General features: G+C 41.2%; 16 protein-coding genes. 8 read left to right on the plus strand and 8 right to left on the minus strand.

Going from position 1 to position 17042, the window contains the following annotated elements; genetic code table 11:
- Positions 1-62 precede the first annotated feature (62 nt).
- Entirely contained in the window at positions 63-851 is a 789-nt protein-coding gene (locus ACIQXU_RS18170; RefSeq protein ID WP_402867768.1) for a prolyl oligopeptidase family serine peptidase, read from the minus strand.
- Between the two features lie 236 nt (positions 852-1087).
- On the opposite strand from ACIQXU_RS18170, the gene ACIQXU_RS18175 reads away from it, so the two are divergent.
- The 3 genes from ACIQXU_RS18175 to ACIQXU_RS18185 all read left to right on the plus strand — a co-directional run bounded on the left by ACIQXU_RS18175 (position 1088) and on the right by ACIQXU_RS18185 (position 2336).
- Positions 1088-1900 (plus strand): Cof-type HAD-IIB family hydrolase, encoded by an 813-nt coding sequence (locus ACIQXU_RS18175; protein ID WP_402867767.1) that lies wholly within the window; start codon positions 1088-1090, stop codon positions 1898-1900.
- Positions 1901-1998: 98 nt separating this feature from the next.
- Positions 1999-2145, plus strand: coding sequence for a hypothetical protein (locus ACIQXU_RS18180; RefSeq protein ID WP_402867766.1), 147 nt, complete (start codon positions 1999-2001; stop codon positions 2143-2145).
- Positions 2145-2336 carry a DUF3813 domain-containing protein gene (locus ACIQXU_RS18185; RefSeq protein WP_402867765.1) on the plus strand — a complete coding sequence of 64 codons (192 nt, stop codon included), beginning with the start codon at positions 2145-2147 and terminating at the stop codon, positions 2334-2336. The genes ACIQXU_RS18180 and ACIQXU_RS18185 overlap by 1 nt, the downstream gene beginning before the upstream one ends.
- Before the next feature lie 39 nt (positions 2337-2375).
- On the opposite strand, the gene ACIQXU_RS18190 is transcribed toward ACIQXU_RS18185, so the two are convergent.
- Positions 2376-2627: a KGG domain-containing protein gene (locus tag ACIQXU_RS18190; protein WP_402867764.1), complete on the minus strand. Its 252-nt coding sequence runs from the start codon at positions 2625-2627 to the stop codon at positions 2376-2378.
- A 145-nt stretch (positions 2628-2772) separates the two neighbouring features.
- Positions 2773-3615, minus strand: coding sequence for a YitT family protein (locus ACIQXU_RS18195; protein ID WP_402867763.1), 843 nt, complete (start codon positions 3613-3615; stop codon positions 2773-2775).
- 154 nt (positions 3616-3769) lie between these two features.
- Between ACIQXU_RS18195 and ACIQXU_RS18200 the strand changes: the two genes are divergently transcribed.
- From ACIQXU_RS18200 to ACIQXU_RS18215, 4 genes are all read left to right on the plus strand, one after another.
- On the plus strand, positions 3770-4636 hold the full coding sequence (locus tag ACIQXU_RS18200) for a DegV family protein (protein WP_402867762.1): 867 nt from the start codon (positions 3770-3772) through the stop codon (positions 4634-4636).
- Between the two features lie 68 nt (positions 4637-4704).
- The gene (locus ACIQXU_RS18205) at positions 4705-4836 is read left to right on the plus strand and encodes a DUF3941 domain-containing protein (RefSeq protein WP_402955841.1); all 132 of its coding nucleotides are present in this window, start codon (positions 4705-4707) and stop codon (positions 4834-4836) included.
- Between the two features lie 126 nt (positions 4837-4962).
- Positions 4963-5454 (plus strand): YajQ family cyclic di-GMP-binding protein, encoded by a 492-nt coding sequence (locus tag ACIQXU_RS18210; protein ID WP_402867760.1) that lies wholly within the window; start codon positions 4963-4965, stop codon positions 5452-5454.
- A 260-nt stretch (positions 5455-5714) separates the two neighbouring features.
- Positions 5715-6578, plus strand: a complete 864-nt coding sequence (locus tag ACIQXU_RS18215) for an SDR family oxidoreductase (protein WP_402867759.1) — start codon at positions 5715-5717, stop codon at positions 6576-6578.
- Positions 6579-6785: 207 nt separating this feature from the next.
- Here ACIQXU_RS18215 and ACIQXU_RS18220 read toward each other — a convergent pair whose 3' ends face one another.
- From ACIQXU_RS18220 to ACIQXU_RS18235, 4 genes are all read right to left on the minus strand, one after another.
- Complete coding sequence (locus ACIQXU_RS18220; protein WP_402867758.1) at positions 6786-7829, minus strand: LacI family DNA-binding transcriptional regulator; 1044 nt, start codon at positions 7827-7829, stop codon at positions 6786-6788.
- Between the two features lie 322 nt (positions 7830-8151).
- Positions 8152-9801: a glycoside hydrolase family 13 protein gene (locus ACIQXU_RS18225; RefSeq protein ID WP_402867757.1), complete on the minus strand. Its 1650-nt coding sequence runs from the start codon at positions 9799-9801 to the stop codon at positions 8152-8154.
- Between the two features lie 75 nt (positions 9802-9876).
- On the minus strand, positions 9877-11391 hold the full coding sequence (locus ACIQXU_RS18230) for an alpha-amylase family glycosyl hydrolase (RefSeq protein ID WP_402867756.1): 1515 nt from the start codon (positions 11389-11391) through the stop codon (positions 9877-9879).
- A 138-nt stretch (positions 11392-11529) separates the two neighbouring features.
- Complete coding sequence (locus tag ACIQXU_RS18235) at positions 11530-12783, minus strand: extracellular solute-binding protein (RefSeq protein ID WP_402991481.1); 1254 nt, start codon at positions 12781-12783, stop codon at positions 11530-11532.
- 392 nt (positions 12784-13175) lie between these two features.
- Here ACIQXU_RS18235 and ACIQXU_RS18240 point away from each other — a divergent pair, with 392 nt between their 5' ends.
- Positions 13176-14927 (plus strand): glycoside hydrolase family 13 protein, encoded by a 1752-nt coding sequence (locus ACIQXU_RS18240; protein WP_402991484.1) that lies wholly within the window; start codon positions 13176-13178, stop codon positions 14925-14927.
- A 47-nt stretch (positions 14928-14974) separates the two neighbouring features.
- Here ACIQXU_RS18240 and asnB read toward each other — a convergent pair whose 3' ends face one another.
- Positions 14975-16822, minus strand: coding sequence for an asparagine synthase (glutamine-hydrolyzing) (asnB, locus tag ACIQXU_RS18245; RefSeq protein WP_402867753.1), 1848 nt, complete (start codon positions 16820-16822; stop codon positions 14975-14977).
- Between the last annotated feature and the right edge of the window lie 220 nt (positions 16823-17042).

Raw genomic sequence — 17042 nt, forward strand, 5'->3', positions numbered from 1 at the left:
TGATAGTTAAAACGGTTTACACTATCTACATATTAGAATCATAACAGATTTTTCGCGTTCCATTAAGCTTTTTGTATAGTTGGCAATAAATGTTTCTCAAACCAGTTCGCCGTTTGAAGCACACCTTCTCTGCTTACCTTATGAGATGCTTTCTTGTCGAGAATGAAATTAATTCTATTATCCCCTTCATTATAACTTGATTTAACCTCTTCATAAAAGCGATATGCATATTGATAAGGAACCACATGATCTTTTGCTCCATGCCAAAACAATAGTGGCCGATTAGCGAGCCTGTCGGGATTCAAGCTTAGGTCAAATGGTTTAAGTTGTGCAATCGCTTGTGTGATTTCCTCTTCCGATAGGGGAAAGCTAATCTCCCTTTTTTTCATTTCCCCTATTTGAAGCTCGGCAAACGAAACATATGAAGGGTTCCCCATCAAGCTCACGCCCGCCGATAACCAATCATAAGTCGCTAACGCCCCATTGGTCACAATCCCACCCATTGAGCTGCCGGCTATGCCAATCCTTTTAGGATCGATTAATTTACGGGAAAGTAAATCATCTTTAAGTAGGGGCAACTCTTTGATGCTCTGTAATACCATTTCCCAAAAACGAGGCATCAACTCGGATTCGCTTTCCCCCGTTTCCCTCTCTCCATGGTAGACAACATCGGGAAGAATCACGCGAAAGCCCTTTTCAGCCATTAAATACGCATAATGGAGATTGTGTTCCTTTGCACTCTGAAATCCGTGTATAAAAATGACTAGCGGCAGTTCCTTATTGAAAATGGACCGTTCGCTAACATGTAAAACGGGAATGTGCCCTATTACTTCTTTTTCGATGATAACCAATTCGACCCCTCCGAATCATTCATGTTATAATGCTGATTGCCCCTATATGGAACAACCAAAATTTTATTAAAAAACCTATTTAAGTAAGTCGTATAATCTCGGGATTATTATAACCCTTTCATTTAGTAATATCATACAAGAATGCATAAAGAATGAAAAACATTTACAATTTCAGTACACTAAACTTAACAATATTCGCCTATAATAAAATCAAAAAAGAACAGAAGGTGCCATAGATGAATGACAAGCATTTAATTGTATTGGATCTTGATGGAACATTACTTACTGATAAAAAATCCATTTCCCCCCGCACTAAACAGACCCTTTTAAAACTGAAAGAGGATGGACATGAAGTCATGATTGCGACAGGCCGTCCCTACCGCTCAAGCGAACTCTATTATCGTGAGTTGGGATTGACAACGCCTATCGTCAATTTCAATGGTGCCTTTGTCCACCATCCCTTGCAGACAAGCTGGGGGACGTATCATTCACCTCTCGACATCAAGATTGCAAAAGAGATAGTCGAGGCCTGTGACCAATTTAGCTATCATAACATCATTGCAGAGGTTAGGGATGATTTATATGTCCATTATCATGACGAAAAATTGATGAATATGTTCAATGTAGGGAATCCAAAAATGACTAGCGGGGACCTGCGGAACTACCTAAACGATTCGCCTACTTCGATGCTCATCCATACAGATAGCGAATATGTCGGGCAAATTCGGCAGCATCTATCGGATGTCCATGCTGAATTGGTTGATCACCGACGTTGGTCAGAGCCCTTTCACATCATCGAAATCATAAAAAGTGGATTAAGCAAGGCTGTCGGGCTTCAGCGTGTATCCAATTACCTGGACATTCCAAAAGACCGGATCATCGCATTCGGGGATGAGGACAATGACTTGGAAATGCTTGACTATGCAGGAACAGGTGTCGCCATGGGTAATGCTATAGAATTAGTGAAAAACGTAGCCAACACGACCACCTTGACCAATGAGGAGGACGGCATTGCCATTTTCCTTGAGGAAAAATTCAATCTGAAATAACACATTTATTTCCTTCATAAATTCCATTTATTGAGCCACACTACTAGGGACAACATCAAACATCGTTGTCAAAAAGCTCAGATTCGGAGGAGATAATAATGGGAACAAAATCAAAACGTTTTGTACAGCAAGGCAAAGAAAGTGTTGCCAAACACGCTGAAAAAATCCCTTATCACACTACGTATGCAGAGGCTGAAAAAGACAGATTACGTATTATGTCAGAACAAAGCTATGGTGGCTTCTGATGGGAAACAAATTATTCCAGATCGCTCGGGACTTTGTTGAAGAAGCTCTCCACTCTGAGCCTGGTGGCGACCAGCAAAAAACTGTAGAAATCGCCAAAAATGCTCTTTCTTCGGCTAATGCCAATACGAATAATGCCGAAAAAGAACAGTTGCGTGAACTTCAGGAAAAGTTGGAAAACCATCTAAAGTAAAAAGGAAAAGCCTCCAGGATCCTGGAGGCTTTTCTCTATTTAACCGTTATTTCCTGTTGTTCCGCCTTTTTTACCGATTTCTTTATAAAAACTTTTATCATGAGAATCGGATGTGGCTTCTCCGCCCTTTTGACCAATTTCCTGATAAAACTCTTTGTTGTGATTATCTGAGGTGGCTTCTCCGCCTTTGCGTCCAATCTCTTGGTAGAAGTCCTTATCGTGATTGTTCGAAGTGGCTTCCCCGCCTTTGCGTCCAGCTTCTTCCCTACTCATCTTTTCATTCTTAGCCATTGTTCATCACTCCTTCAACAAGATTTATTGGCGATACGCTAGTACATTAGCCGTTTGGGATAAGCCTCAAACGTAAAACACCAATATTTATCCATTTGTCAATGAAGTGTAACAGTATTGAAAAATATGGTAAAAATCCTACTGTTCATTCCCTTCGGAACGTACCAACGATTCCCGACGTTTCAATAATGTTGGTGAAGGCATGGGGATCGACTTCTTGAATAATCCTCTCCAAATCATACAATTCATACCGAGTAATGACGATCATTAACATTTCCTTACTTTCATTGGTGAAAGCTCCTTTAGCAGGGAGCCTTGTAATGCCGCGAACCAATTTAGCATGGATGGCTTGCTTCAGTTCCTCGCTTTGCTTCGTTATGATCATGGCTGTCAACTTTTCATGGCGAGTATGTATAGCATCCACCACTCGTGTTGAAGTATAAAGCGTAACGAGGGTATACAAGGCCTTTTCAGGTCCATATACCGCTCCGGCTGTGACGATGATGATTCCATTCAAAAGAAATAAGTAAGTTCCTACAGGCTTGTCCTTCTTGCGTGATAAAAGCATGGCGATAATATCCATACCACCTGTCGATGCCCCGAATTTCAATGTAATCCCTACTCCGACCGCAGCGATCACACCACCAAACACAGCATTCAACAAAATGTCTGGGGACCATCGTGTTAGCGGGATGATTTCCATAAATAAACTCATTAATATAACACTGAGGAAGCTATAAAAAGTGAAGGACTTCCCAACCTTCCTCCATGCAAGAATAGTGACTGGAATATTCAATAGAAAGAGTAAGATACCAGTCGATACATTAAATGGTGCAAAGGATCCAATAATACTTGATAATAACTGCGCTACCCCTGTGAATCCACTTGCATAAACATTTGCTGGAATCAGAAAAAAGTTCATTGCAACAGCATTCAGTAATGCACCAATTATGACAATTAGAATTTTCTTTATTTCATTACCATACAACCAAAAAACCTCCAATATATTCTATTTTTAGTGGCCAATTCCCCTTATTTTCTCTTTCTATAGTCGTAGTGATTGAAATTTCACCGTTACATGCTAAACTAAATAGAGTAAAACTCACATTTACTAAAATATGTAAAAAGAAAGCGGGTGTATTATGGCTATCACGATTCTTGCGGATAGTGCATGTGACTTGCCATTGTCTTTCTATCAAGAAAACAATGTAACATTGATCCCCCTACAAGTTCATTTGGATGGGCAAAATTATGAAGACATCGTTACCATTAATTCTAAGGAGATTTTTCAAGCCATGCTTGATGGTAAGGCTCCAAAAACTTCACAAGTTTCTCCGGAACATTTCTTGGAAATATTCACGGAGTTTGCCAAAGAAAAAAAACAGGGCATTTATATTGCCTTTTCCTCTGAACTATCCGGAACGTACCAAACAGCCGTTATGATTCATAACCAGGTGAAGGAAGAATACCCTGATTTGGACATAGAGATCATTAACTCGAAATGCGCATCATTAGGCATTGGCATGGTCGTTGAACAAGCTGCCAAGTTAGCTCAGAGTGGAGCTTCTAAAGAAGAAATTTTAACACATATAAATTTCCTCCTCAAGCACATGGAACACCTATTCACGGTAGGTGACCTTGAATACTTGGCGCGTGGTGGACGTATATCCAAAACATCTGCCCTTGTTGGCGGGTTATTAAACATTAAACCGCTACTAAATGTGGAGGATGGAAAACTCGTTCCTCTTGAGAAGATTCGCGGCAAAAAGAAATTAGTGAAAAGAGCGATGGAATTAATGCATGAGCGTGGCATAAATCTATCTACTCAAACAATTGGTATTGTTCACGGCGATGACGAAGAATCCGCATTGGAATGGAAAGAAGTGATTCAACATGAATTTGGTACGACAAATTTCATGATCCATTCAATCGGTTCAGTAATCGGGGCACATACCGGTCCTGGTACTGTAGGTATCTTCTTCTTAAACGATACCCCTGCGAAATCATAAATATGCATACTCCCTCTTATAATTGCGAACAATACATATTGATCATGATTATGAAGGGAGTTTTTATTATGTCACACACTAAAGATAACAATAAAAGACCCGAAGATAACCAAGCGAGAAACGCCGAAAAAAACATGGCCTATCAGGAAAATCTTAAAGCGGGAAAACATTCCTACTCCAAAAAAACAGATCATAAATAACGGGGGACATCCCCCGTTTTTTCCTGTATCCCCTTGACAAAGTCCACTTGCTTAACAGAATGAATGGTTGTCTTCCTTACCTATCTTCTCTATAATAAAAGAAATAAAACCTGCTGGAGGTAAGTAATGGCAAAGGAAAATTCATTCGATATAGTATCCAAAGTAGATTTTTCGGAAGTGACAAATGCTGTAACCATGGCAATGAAAGAAATACAAACGCGCTATGATTTCAAGGGCAGCTTAAGTACGATTTCCATCGATAAGGAAGACCTCGTTTTGGTTTCTGATGACGAGTATAAACTTGATCAATTAAAAGATGTTTTAATCAGTAAACTTATAAAGCGTGGGGTTCCCGTCAAAAACCTCGATTACGGGAAAATAGAAGGGGCTTCCGGCGGTACTGTCCGTCAACGCGCTAAACTCATTCAAGGTATTGATAAAGAACAAGCAAAGAAAATCAACACCATCATTAAAAACAGTGGGTTAAAAGTCAAAAGTCAAATTCAGGACGACCAAATTCGCGTTACCGGAAAAAACAGGGATGACCTGCAAGGCATCATCTCTGCCATCCGTGGTGCTGAATTATCAATTGATGTACAATTCCTAAATTACCGCTAAACTAGTAAGCCCACCCTGATAGGTGGGCTTTTTTCATTTAGTTGAAGGCACAAGGTGCCCGTTTCCCCATGCCTATTTCCCCCTCCATTCCTCCCCATACACCCTATCTGGATATCTCACACATAACGCCTTCACATTTCCTGTTATTCAAACCAATGTATCGATTCCAAGGAGTTGTGAGATGCTATTCTTGCTCTTATGTTTAAGCAATTCAAAAATAAGGAATATAAAAAATACAATAAAATATAGGAGGGGTAATCATGACAAACCAAAATAAACAAGGGTTTCCACCACAACATCAACAACATCAACCCGGAGTAGAAACGAAGATGGATCCGAATCCTGAGTCTGTAAAATCGGAATATAAAGGTAGTGGGAAATTAAAAGGAAAAACAGCGATTGTAACCGGCGGAGATAGCGGCATTGGTAAATCGGTCGCCATCTATTATGCGAAAGAAGGAGCCAATGTAGTTGTAGCCTACTTGGATGAACACGAAGATGCAAAGAAAACTAAGGAATTAATCGAACAAGAAGGACAAAAATGCTTGCTACTTGCAGGGGATATCGGTGATGAAACGTTTTGTCAGGATATCGTCAAGCAAACAATTGAAGAATTCGGCGGGTTGGATATCCTTGTCAACAATGCCGGCGAACAGCATGTGCAAGAAAGCCTTCTCGACATATCAGCCGAGCAGTTGGAAAAAACATTCCGAACTAATATCTTTTCCATGTTCCACTTAACGAAAGCCGCCTTGAAGCACTTGAAAAAAGGGAGCAGCATCATCAATACAACCTCAATCACAGCCTACCAGGGTAACCCAAAGCTAATCGATTACTCATCAACTAAAGGCGCCATTTTAGCCTTTACACGCGCTCTTTCGAATTCCATTTCAAAAGATGGCATTCGAGTGAATGGTGTAGCGCCAGGTCCTATCTGGACACCGCTTATTCCTGCTTCATTCGGTGAAGAAGATGTGGCCAAATTCGGACAAAATACACCTATGGGCCGAGCAGGACAGCCGGAGGAATTGGCACCTGCCTATGTATATCTAGCAAGTGATGATTCCTCTTACGTCAGTGGACAAGTCATCCATGTCAATGGCGGTTCAGTGGTAAACGGTTAATAAAGTAAGATCCAGGGCAGCGGATTCCATTTAGGAGATCCGTTGCTTTTTTCGTTCTAAGGAAGGATTTAGAGAGTATCCATTTCCTGATAAAGTGCTTGTAGAAACATAACTTGGACAGACTGGAACCGGTTTCCGTTCAATCAAAAGCGTCCTCAATACCAGGAAATTCATAAAGGAGCATTGTGACACACAATGCTCTTCCCTTTAATAATTCATGACCAACGATTCTTGCTTTAAAGGTCGGCAGGAACTTCTTTCCACAAACTGATGGGGTATGATGATTCCCCCCGGCTCTGCTCCCTTTTGTAACTTTTGGATGATCGATTTGGCTGCCTGATAACCCAGATCAAAAATGTTAATATCGACAGAAGTTAGGGCAGGTAGTGACATTTCAGTGAAAAGAACGTTATTAAAGCTGACAATTGATATCTCTTCAGGAGTGCGTATGCCCATCTCCCTTAGTGAATGGACAAGTCCAAGTGCCATTAAGTCATCACTGACGATTAAAGCGGTCGGAGGTTCCTTAATGGATAGCAACCTATTTGCTACTTCCAGTTCCCCATTATGTACAAAGTTCTCAAGTATCGTATATTCACTTCTTGGAACGATCCCAGCCCTTTTTAATGCCCGTTCGTATCCAGATAGGCGATCGAGTGTCATCACAGACTTTATATCCCCACCGATGAAACCGATTCTTTCATGCCCCAATTGGATTAGATAATCTGAGGCCTGTTCAGCCGCCAAGACGTTATCATTATCCACATATGATATTTCCTCGATAAAATCGTACGGCTTTCCAATCATGACAAATGGAAAATCCCTTGATCGCAAATAAGTAAGGATATGATCATTCATCCTTGAATACATCAGGACGATACCATCTACCATCCCCCCCTGGACCATATTCACGATTCCTTCATAAATCTCATTCTCCGTTTTTCCCGTGCTTAGCAATAGCGAATATTGTTTTTCCTGAGCCCCTTCGCTAAGTCCTTGCAAGATTGTTGAGAAAAATGGATTTTGATATATGACATTCGATGAACTTGGTAAGACCAACCCTATAATTTTCGTTGATTGGTTTGCTAGGCTGCGGGCAATGAAATTTGGGTGATATCCCAATTTCTCCATCGCTTTACGCACGCGCACTTTCGTTTTCTCGCTAATTCGAGGATTATTTGCAATCACTCGAGAAACTGTTGAAGGTGCTACATTCGCCAGTTGAGCTACATCTTTAATCGTAATAGCCATGCATTTCCCGTCTCCCCTCATCGTATTACAGACTTTTTGGACAACTTCGTGTAAAGTCAATAAATACTTTTCCAATATATTAAATAAATATACAATTATATGTATCTATCATACACTCAACTCAATGCTTATATCCATTACTTTTTTTAAATTTTCTATTTTTTTCAGAAAATATCAGTTTTTAGAGTCAGCCTTCACTTTTATCATAAAAAAGAGAGTTGATTTTAAATCAACTCCTTCATTGAAACGTATGATTTGTTTAGAGAAGAGGACAGAAGTCAGACGACTAACTACAGTAGCACCAACGGCTACATAGCTTCAACTAATGATGGTAGACCCTCACCTCGTAAGGACGCAAATGAATCTCACATTCGTCTTCCACATTGTCATAATTGCCCAGTAACAGTTCCATATTCCCCCAATCAGATATATCGATGGAATGGTGATTCGTACTGAAATTGCATATGACTTTCACTGATTCACTATTCATTTTTCTTGTATAAATATAAAGTTCACAATGATTTTCCCATAATAAATCATATTCTCCATAAACTAAAACCTGGTACTTCTTACGGAGATTAATCATCTTTTTGTAAAAATGGTAGATGGATGAAGGATTATTCCTTTGCTCTTCCACATTGATTGCACGGTAATTGGAATTTGCTTTCATCCAGGGTGTTCCTTCTGTAAACCCTCCATGCTCCGTATCATTCCATTGCATGGGTGTACGTGAATTGTCCCGACCGTTATGCCAAATGATCTGCATGATTTCATCATGTGAACGTCCCTTGGAGGTTTCAATATGATAAAAGTTTTTCATGCCAATGTCATCATAATCATCGATAGAGTCGAATTGTACGTTTGTCATCCCAATTTCCTGCCCTTGATAAATGAATGGTGTCCCTTGCATAAAAAAGTACAATGCACCAATCATTTTCGCACTCTCCAACCAATATTGATGATCATTTCCCCAAGTGGACACACTTCTCGGCTGGTCATGGTTTTCAAAAAACAAAGCATTCCAGCCTTTATTCTGAAGTCCCTTTTGCCATTTTGTCATGGTCCTTTTCAGTTCATAGACGTCGACATGATGATCATGTCCCCGATTCCATAGGCCCAGATGTTCGAATTGAAAAATCATATTGAACTTACCGTTTTCTTCCCCGACCCAATCATCCGCTTGTTCAATCCTTACGCCATTGGCTTCACCAACCGTCATGATATCATACTTCGCAAAAGTTTCTTCCTTAAGCTCTTGAAGGTAATCCAATATCCCTTCCTGATTGGTATGCATCTCAAACGCAGGGACATATTGATGCCAATACGGATTGGGCATATCCGGCAACCCCTCACGCTTGTGAATATGGGTGATGGCATCAATCCGGAAACCATCGATGCCCTTATCCAACCACCATGTCACCATGCTGTATAGAGCCTGCCGGACTTCTTTACATTCCCAGTTTAAGTCCGGTTGTTTCTCTGCGAATAAATGTAAGTAGAATTGTTTCGACCTTTCATCGAATTTCCAGGCACTTCCTGAGAATATACTTTCCCAATTGTTAGGTTCCCTACCATCCTTGCCGTCTCTCCAAATATACCAGTCTCGTTTCGGGTTATCCTTTGAAGAACGCGACTCCACGAACCAGGGATGCTCATCACTAGTGTGGTTAAGCACCAAGTCAAGAATCACCCTCATGCCACGTCGGTGTACATCGTCCAGCAATTGTTCCAGGTCCTCCATCGTGCCGAATTCTTCTGAAACCGATTGGTAATCACTGATATCATATCCATTATCTGCGTTGGGGGACTTATAAAACGGGCTAATCCAAATGACATCGATCCCAAGTTCCTGCAAGTAATCCAGTTTGGAGATCAATCCCCTTAAGTCCCCCACTCCATCTCCATTGCTATCCATGAAACTGCGGGGGTAAACTTGATAACAAACAGCCTCTTTCCACCAGGTTTTGCTCATGCTGTAGCCTCCCGTTTCTGTATTCCACAAAGCCAAGGGACATTGTTTTGCAGCCAAAAATCGAGAGGTACATGGTTAGTTTACTTGATTCCTTTTTGAACGTTTAATGACCAAAGCAATGAAAATGGCAAAAATGACAAGGACCAACCCGATAATGATCAAATAGGGAGTATTGATGGTCGATTTAGATGCAAGAGTGTAGACTTCCGTTGACTCCCTGTCGATTACGATCGAGTAGCCATTATCCTTACTACGAACCAAATCTCCATTCAGCATACCTCTCAACTCTTTGTTCTCATCAAGATCCTTTTCACTGAGATTAATCGTTTGCGTTTTGGTTGTATTATTCATGGCCACCACCATTGTTTCGTCGCCATACACACGTTTAAAAACCGCCGTACCGCCCTTTTGGTACAAAGGCTCCATATCCCCTTTTGATAATGCAGGGTACATCTCCCGAAGATCGGAAAGCTTGGTGATATACTCCACTAGCTCTTGCTCTGTCTTAAAATTCATCAATTGATGATTGGTCGGTGCTTCATCACCATTAAGGGCGATTTCCGATCCATACATCACGATGGGTACACCTGGAGTGGTATACATATAGGATAAGGCCATTTTCCATCTTGCCCCAGGGTTTTCATTATGATCGGCAGCATCCTTGGTGAAACGGGGCATATTCTGGGTATCCATGAATAAAGCCTGTGTACCGCTCGTTCCGATAGCATTGAAAACAGGTGCCAGATCCTGATCCGGTGCAGCGAATGCTTTTCTCAGTTCAGCATTTTGTGGGTAATCCATGAAAGCATCGATTCCCGTTTCCTCATATCCTTTTATCAAATCCTCATTGCCTTGGACATCGCCAATTGTATAGAAGTTTGATTTTTCAGACTTGACTGTTTCAACAAACTCCTTCCAAAAGTCCTTTGGAACGTGTTGAACTTGATTTAGTCGATACCCATCAATATCCGTTTCTGCAATCCACGACTTGGCAACATCCAACAAATATTCCCGAGTTTCCTGGTTATCTTGATTTAAGTCCGGCAGGCCATTCACCCAGCCGTTTTCCATGTTCTGCTGATTGCTATCCTTGGAAATGTCCTTTTTTTCGTGAAACCAGTCTTTTTTATCAGGTTCGTTTAGCCAAGAATGATTCTTCCCCACCTGATTAACCTGAAAATCAACAATAACTTTCATCTCACGGCTATGGGCCTCATCCACGAGCTTCTTGAATTCTTGTTTCGTACCATAATGTTCATCCGTTTTATAAAAATCCTTCACCCATTCCCCGTGGTAGCCATTATCTTCATTAGCAAAAATAGGTGATAGGATGATAGCGGTATACCCCATATCTTTAAGGTAATTTAACTTGTTCGTGACTCCTTCGAAATCTCCTCCATTAAAAGCTGAAGGATTCAATACATCTGCATCCCCATTGTTTTTAGGATTTCCATCAAAAAATCTGTCTATCATCAATGAGTATGCGATTTCATCCTTCCATGTTCGTTGTTCTTTTTCAGCTGCTCCTACAGGAATGGCGTAAAAAAGAAGCAACGGAATTAAAGCGAGTGATAACACCCTTTTTTTCATATCCGCTCTCCTCCTAGCTATCTCTTTACGCCTTTAAGATTAGCGTTTTGCCCTCTTGACGTCAAATCCATATTATAAAATTTTTTACACAAAAGAGATAAAATGGAGAGCGGTTGAAAGTGGGGCATATTTGCCGTTTCATTCCTCCTGGTAACTTTTTTCGATCTTCTTTACGGCTTCATCCAAAGCGGCTTTCGGTTTGGCTTTAATCGCCGTTATGTCCTGCATCGCGGAATTCATCGGTCCCCAGACTTTATTCATTTCTGGAATATTCGGTATCGGTTCTGCGTATTGTAATTGTATGGCGATGGCTTGTGCCCTTTCACTATCTTTTATTGCCTCATGCCCTTTGATTGTTTTTATAGGGGAGATTTCTCCCGTTCGTTCAAAACGGAGCACTGCATTTTTTTCATTTGATACATATTCCACAAATTTTGTAGACCAATAGGGATATTTGGTGAATGCGGTAATATGCCAGCCCTGTATTTCCATGATTGTTTTCATTGGCTTTCCATTTGGCAATTGGGGCATCGGAGCGACGCCGACATTCTTCCCGTCCATCCATGCAGTTTTTGAACTCATGATGGAGGCTACCTTCCCCTCCCTAAACATTTTTTCCATATCTTCTTTGTCACCCTCAGGGATGGCACTCGCTTTATACCATTTTTGAATGAATTGCGCACCTTTCACTGCACCTTCATTGTTCAATCCTATATCCAAAGGATTTATTTTCTTCTTATCCCGATCGAATACATACCCTCCCATTCCCGTCATAATTCCATATGCATCATAGAAATCGTTCCATTCAGCCGCAAATCCATACTCCTTACCTGCGCTAGCCTTTTTTGCTTTTTTATACAATTCATTCATCGTGTCCGGGACCTTCGGCATCATCTTCTCGTTATACACCAAAACGGAAGTAACAGCAGACTTGGGCAGCCCAAATAGTTTTCCCTGATACATTTCGGCGAATATGGAAGCTTCTAAAAAGGCATCTGTAACTTCATCATTCACCTTGATTTCCTGTATCAGTCCCTCCTCCACTAGCTGACCTATTTTTTCATGGGTAAGTGTCACGATATCCGGGGATGTCCCGATAGGCCCATTTCGGCGTAATTGTGTGTACATCCCATCGTTCACTTTTTGCTCTTTATATTCCACTTTGATTCCATATTCTTTTTCGAATTCCTTCAGGATCGGTTTTAGGGCTTCCCCTTTATTCTCCTCTTCCCAAACAATCAGTTTTTCCGGCTTTTTTTCATTCGTGGTTTCTTTTTCTCGCGGCATCCTTTCCTTCACCACTTCATTTTCCTTATCTGTATTGGCATCACAAGCACTTCCGATAGCGATAAAGATGAGGGACATGAGTAAATAGATCATCAACTTCTTCACTTTTATTCTCCTTTTAAAAATGTTTGATTCTATCATGTCCCAAAGCTTCGAATTGTTTACACCACCGTTAGAAAATCGAAAGGAAAGAACGTGGATTCACGATGAAAACGATATCAATCTTTATTGTTATCATTATATGAGAGGACTCAATTTTTACAACATTTTCCTTTATCAATTTTATTTCTTAAATGGAAGCGTTCTATTTCATATTTTTTAAGAACCAGGTGCTTTTTTTATATAAAATGGGTATATAATCAAAATGACTGGATAGTTTTTGAAATATTTAATTTTTTTAACTTTTCATCAGTACATAAGTAATGTCCTCTCAATCTCCAGTCTTAAAGTTCATTCAGCTTTCAAAATTAACCTGACTAGAATTGGAGTGGTTTTCTATGGAACGTTCGTCCATCCAGCACCGGCCTACAGACAATTTTGCTTATAGCATCGATGCAGAAACTCTTCATATCCGCCTTCGTACAAAAAAACAAGATATTTCTTACGTTGGACTCCTCTTTGGAGACCCCAATATACTTGATGAAGGTCATTGGCAGTATGAACAAGCGCCCATGTACCTTTCTGGCAGTGATGGCCATTATGATTACTGGCATATTTATGTGAAGCCACCTTACCGGAGAATAAGGTATGGATTTAAGCTACAATCGGGTGAGGAAGAACTCATTTATACGGAAAAAGGTTTTTTTGATGAGGCTCCTGATGATACAGGCTGTTATTTTGCCATACCTTATCTTCATCGAAATGAAGTGTTTAGCGCGCCTGAATGGGTAAAAGAAACAATCTGGTACCAGATCTTCCCGGAAAGATTCGCGAATGGAAATCCCGATAATGATCCTGAAGGTGCAAAGCCTTGGGGCAGTGAAGAACCGAAAGTGGACAACTTTTTTGGAGGGGATTTCGAGGGGATCCTACAGCATCTTGATTACTTAGAGGACCTCGGCATCAATGGCATCTATTTCACTCCCATTTTCCACGCCCATTCCAACCATAAATATGACACGATCGATTACATGGAAATCGATCCCCAATTCGGGACGAAAGAGGACTTGAAAACCCTTGTGGAAGAATGCCACAAACGGAATATCCGTGTGATGCTCGATGCCGTATTTAACCATAGCGGCTATTATTTCCCTCCCTTTCAAGACCTCCTTGAAAAAGGTGAGGACTCAGAATACAAAGATTGGTTCCACCCCCACGGCTTCCCTTTAAAAGGAGGAGAACGTCCCAATTATGAAACATTCGGTTTTTTTGAATCGATGCCCAAATTGAATACAGCTAATCCTGACGTCAAAAAATACCTTTTGGAAACTGCCGCTTATTGGATTAAGGAGTTCGATATCGATGGCTGGCGACTTGATGTAGCCAATGAGGTCGATTCACCGTTTTGGCGGGAGTTCCGGAATACGGTGAAAAGCATTAAACCTGACCTATATATTCTCGGGGAAATTTGGCATGATTCCATGCCCTGGCTAAGAGGCGACCAATTCGATGCAGTCATGAATTATCCATTTACCAATAACGTGTTCCGCCTCATCGCTTCGCAAAAAATCAATGCCCGGCAGTTTATTGAAGAAATGACGGCTGTCTATCACAGCTATCCGACCATTGTATTTGATGTCACCTTCAACCTTCTTGGAAGCCACGATACACCACGGATTTTCACAGACTGCGGGGAAGATGTGAATAGGGCAAAGCTCATCCATGCCATTCTACTGACGTTCAAGGGCAGTCCCTGCATCTATTATGGAGATGAAATTGGCTTAACTGGCGACCAGGATCCCGGTTGTCGAAAATGTATGGTCTGGGAGGAAGACAAACAGAATCGCGAACTCTATAACGAAATCAAAGAATTGATTGCTTTACGGAAAGAGGAAGGCTTGCTTGCAAATGAAGGACATTTCGAATTCCTTGAAAAGATCGATAACACAAACATCGTCGCTTATCGAAAGTTCAATGAGGCACGCTCTGTTGTCATTCTTCTTAACCCGACAGACCGGTCACAGTCTTATAAACTCCCATTTGATGTAAAAGAGGACTCAATGATTGATTTAAGAACGAAGGAAATCGCGAAGGAAGACCACTCTGAATTGGGTGGCTATCAATATAGAATTCTTGCATTTGATCACTGAAGCAAACGAAAAGGGGCAAAGCGTACAATACGCTGAGCCCCTTTTTTTCAATCAATGATTTGGATATCATATTGTTTGAACCACACATCTATTTGAGCCAAGTGGGCGAGTAACTGAGGACCTGACATTAATTGACCGAACCAAGGGACCTTAAAGGCGGCGCCTTTCGAATCAACTATATCGGTCATTTTCTGTTGATCGAATAACTCGTGAAGAACCGAACTTTTGTCAGTCAGGATATCTTTCAACCACGTCTGAACTCGATCAGTGTAGACAGGGTTATGTGTCTTGGGATACGGGCTTTTCTTGCGGTATAACACTTCATCTGGCAACATCCCTTCTAATGCTTTACGTAATATCCCCTTCTCCCGGTTACCGGTCATCTTCATTTCCCAAGGGATGTTCCAAGCATATTCAACAAGTCGGTGATCCGCAAACGGAACGCGCACTTCAAGGCTTGCACCCATACTCATCCGATCTTTCCGATCGAGCAATGTTGTCATGAACCATAATAAATTTACATAGAATAGCTCCCTGCGCTTAGCCTCTTCCCCACTTTCCCCTTCTAATCTAGGAGTTTCCAGAACCGTAGTCAAATACGCATCATTTGCATATTCCTCCAGTTTTAATTTTTCATGCCAGCCCTCTTTCAATAGCGATTGCCTTTCACCAGTCGACCTCATCCAAGGAAAACCAGTGCGATTTAAATCATCGGCACGATGAAACCATGGATAGCCGCCGAAAATTTCATCCGCACATTCCCCTGATAACCCCACCACGAAATCTTGTTTTATTTCTTTGCAGAACCAAAGCAAAGAGGAATCGACATCCGCCATTCCCGGTAGGTCCCGGACTTGGACAGCTTCGATTAAATAGTCGGTCAGCTGCTCTTGAGTAATGACGGCAGAATGATGCACGGTGTTGAATGTATCCGACATCTTTTTGATCCATGGTCCGTCAGAGTTAGGCTGGAATTCATTTGCCTTGAAGTATTTTTCATTATCTTCATAATCAATGGAATACGTATGAAGCCTTCCTTTGCCTTCATCCATATAGGCATTCGCTGCTATGGCCGTAATCGCACTTGAATCCACCCCACCTGACAAAAAGCTACAGAGCGGAACATCGGAGACGAGTTGCCTGGTCACGGCATCTTTTACTAGAAAGCGTACTTTTTCAGATGTCTCATCTAGTGAATCACGATGTTCCTCACTCTGAACATTCCAGTATCTCCATATTCTCATCCCTTTTCTTGATAAAGTAAGGGCATGGGCCGGCCTTAATTCTTTAACATCATGAAAGACACCAGAACCCGGCGTCCTGGATGGGCCCACCCCTAATACTTGGGCTAAACCTTCCCTATCAATTTCTGTTTTGACATCAGGATGGGCTAGAATGGCTTTTATCTCAGAACCAAAAATGAACCCGCCTTTCCTTTCAGCATAGAAGAAAGGCTTAACTCCCATTCGGTCCCTTCCAATGAATAATTTCTGTTCATTTTCATCCCAAATGGCAAAGGCGAAAATCCCATTGAACAATTCGACGCATTTTTCTTTCCATTCTATATAAGAAGTTAGTAAAACTTCTGTATCAGAATGCCCCTTAAAGGAATATCCTTTTAATAATAGCTGTTTTCGAATGTCTTCGGTGTTATACAATTCGCCGTTGTAACAAAGGGTATATCTTCCGTTTCCATGTTCCTTTGTCATCGGCTGTTTTCCACCCTCTGCATCGACAACTGTTAATCTTTTATGACCAAAGGCGACGTGGGTATCACTCCATACATTCTCCTCGTCTGGACCCCTCTTAGCCAAAGTTTTCGTCATCTGTTCGAGTGTTTCAGTTTCCGTCCGTAAATTCTTTTGAAAATGCACCCAACCTGTAATTCCACACATCACACTTCACCCTTTCCATCTGGACGATCAAATCATATAGCCTTCTGCCTTTTAAGCAATTAGGTATCCATATTTATGTTCCGGCTTCAAATCCCAGCATCGTTACAGCACCATTCCGTGGAAGCCCTTTGCCCCCACCCTTGTTGTGACAAAATAGAGTGGGAAAGGAAGGCATCCCTGTTTAACATAGCCTATGCAAAGATGGAAAGTTGGTTATTTG

Source organism: Peribacillus sp. NPDC097284 (assembly GCF_044761765.1).
Taxonomy (GTDB): domain Bacteria; phylum Bacillota; class Bacilli; order Bacillales; family DSM-1321; genus Peribacillus.

Excerpts from the sequence above, each read along its gene's own strand:
- ACIQXU_RS18190 (WP_402867764.1), bottom strand. The coding sequence starts at position 2,627 with ATGGCTAAGAATGAAAAGATGAGTAGGGAAGAAGCTGGACGCAAAGGC.
- ACIQXU_RS18175 (WP_402867767.1), top strand. The coding sequence starts at position 1,088 with ATGAATGACAAGCATTTAATTGTATTGGATCTTGATGGAACATTACTT.
- ACIQXU_RS18200 (WP_402867762.1), top strand. The coding sequence starts at position 3,770 with ATGGCTATCACGATTCTTGCGGATAGTGCATGTGACTTGCCATTGTCT.
- asnB (WP_402867753.1), bottom strand. The coding sequence starts at position 16,822 with ATGTGTGGAATTACAGGTTGGGTGCATTTTCAAAAGAATTTACGGACG.
- ACIQXU_RS18205 (WP_402955841.1), top strand. The coding sequence starts at position 4,705 with ATGTCACACACTAAAGATAACAATAAAAGACCCGAAGATAACCAAGCG.
- ACIQXU_RS18215 (WP_402867759.1), top strand. The coding sequence starts at position 5,715 with ATGACAAACCAAAATAAACAAGGGTTTCCACCACAACATCAACAACAT.
- ACIQXU_RS18180 (WP_402867766.1), top strand. The coding sequence starts at position 1,999 with ATGGGAACAAAATCAAAACGTTTTGTACAGCAAGGCAAAGAAAGTGTT.
- ACIQXU_RS18230 (WP_402867756.1), bottom strand. The coding sequence starts at position 11,391 with ATGAAAAAAAGGGTGTTATCACTCGCTTTAATTCCGTTGCTTCTTTTT.
- ACIQXU_RS18220 (WP_402867758.1), bottom strand. The coding sequence starts at position 7,829 with ATGGCTATTACGATTAAAGATGTAGCTCAACTGGCGAATGTAGCACCT.
- ACIQXU_RS18240 (WP_402991484.1), top strand. The coding sequence starts at position 13,176 with ATGGAACGTTCGTCCATCCAGCACCGGCCTACAGACAATTTTGCTTAT.
- ACIQXU_RS18210 (WP_402867760.1), top strand. The coding sequence starts at position 4,963 with ATGGCAAAGGAAAATTCATTCGATATAGTATCCAAAGTAGATTTTTCG.
- ACIQXU_RS18225 (WP_402867757.1), bottom strand. The coding sequence starts at position 9,801 with ATGAGCAAAACCTGGTGGAAAGAGGCTGTTTGTTATCAAGTTTACCCC.
- ACIQXU_RS18185 (WP_402867765.1), top strand. The coding sequence starts at position 2,145 with ATGGGAAACAAATTATTCCAGATCGCTCGGGACTTTGTTGAAGAAGCT.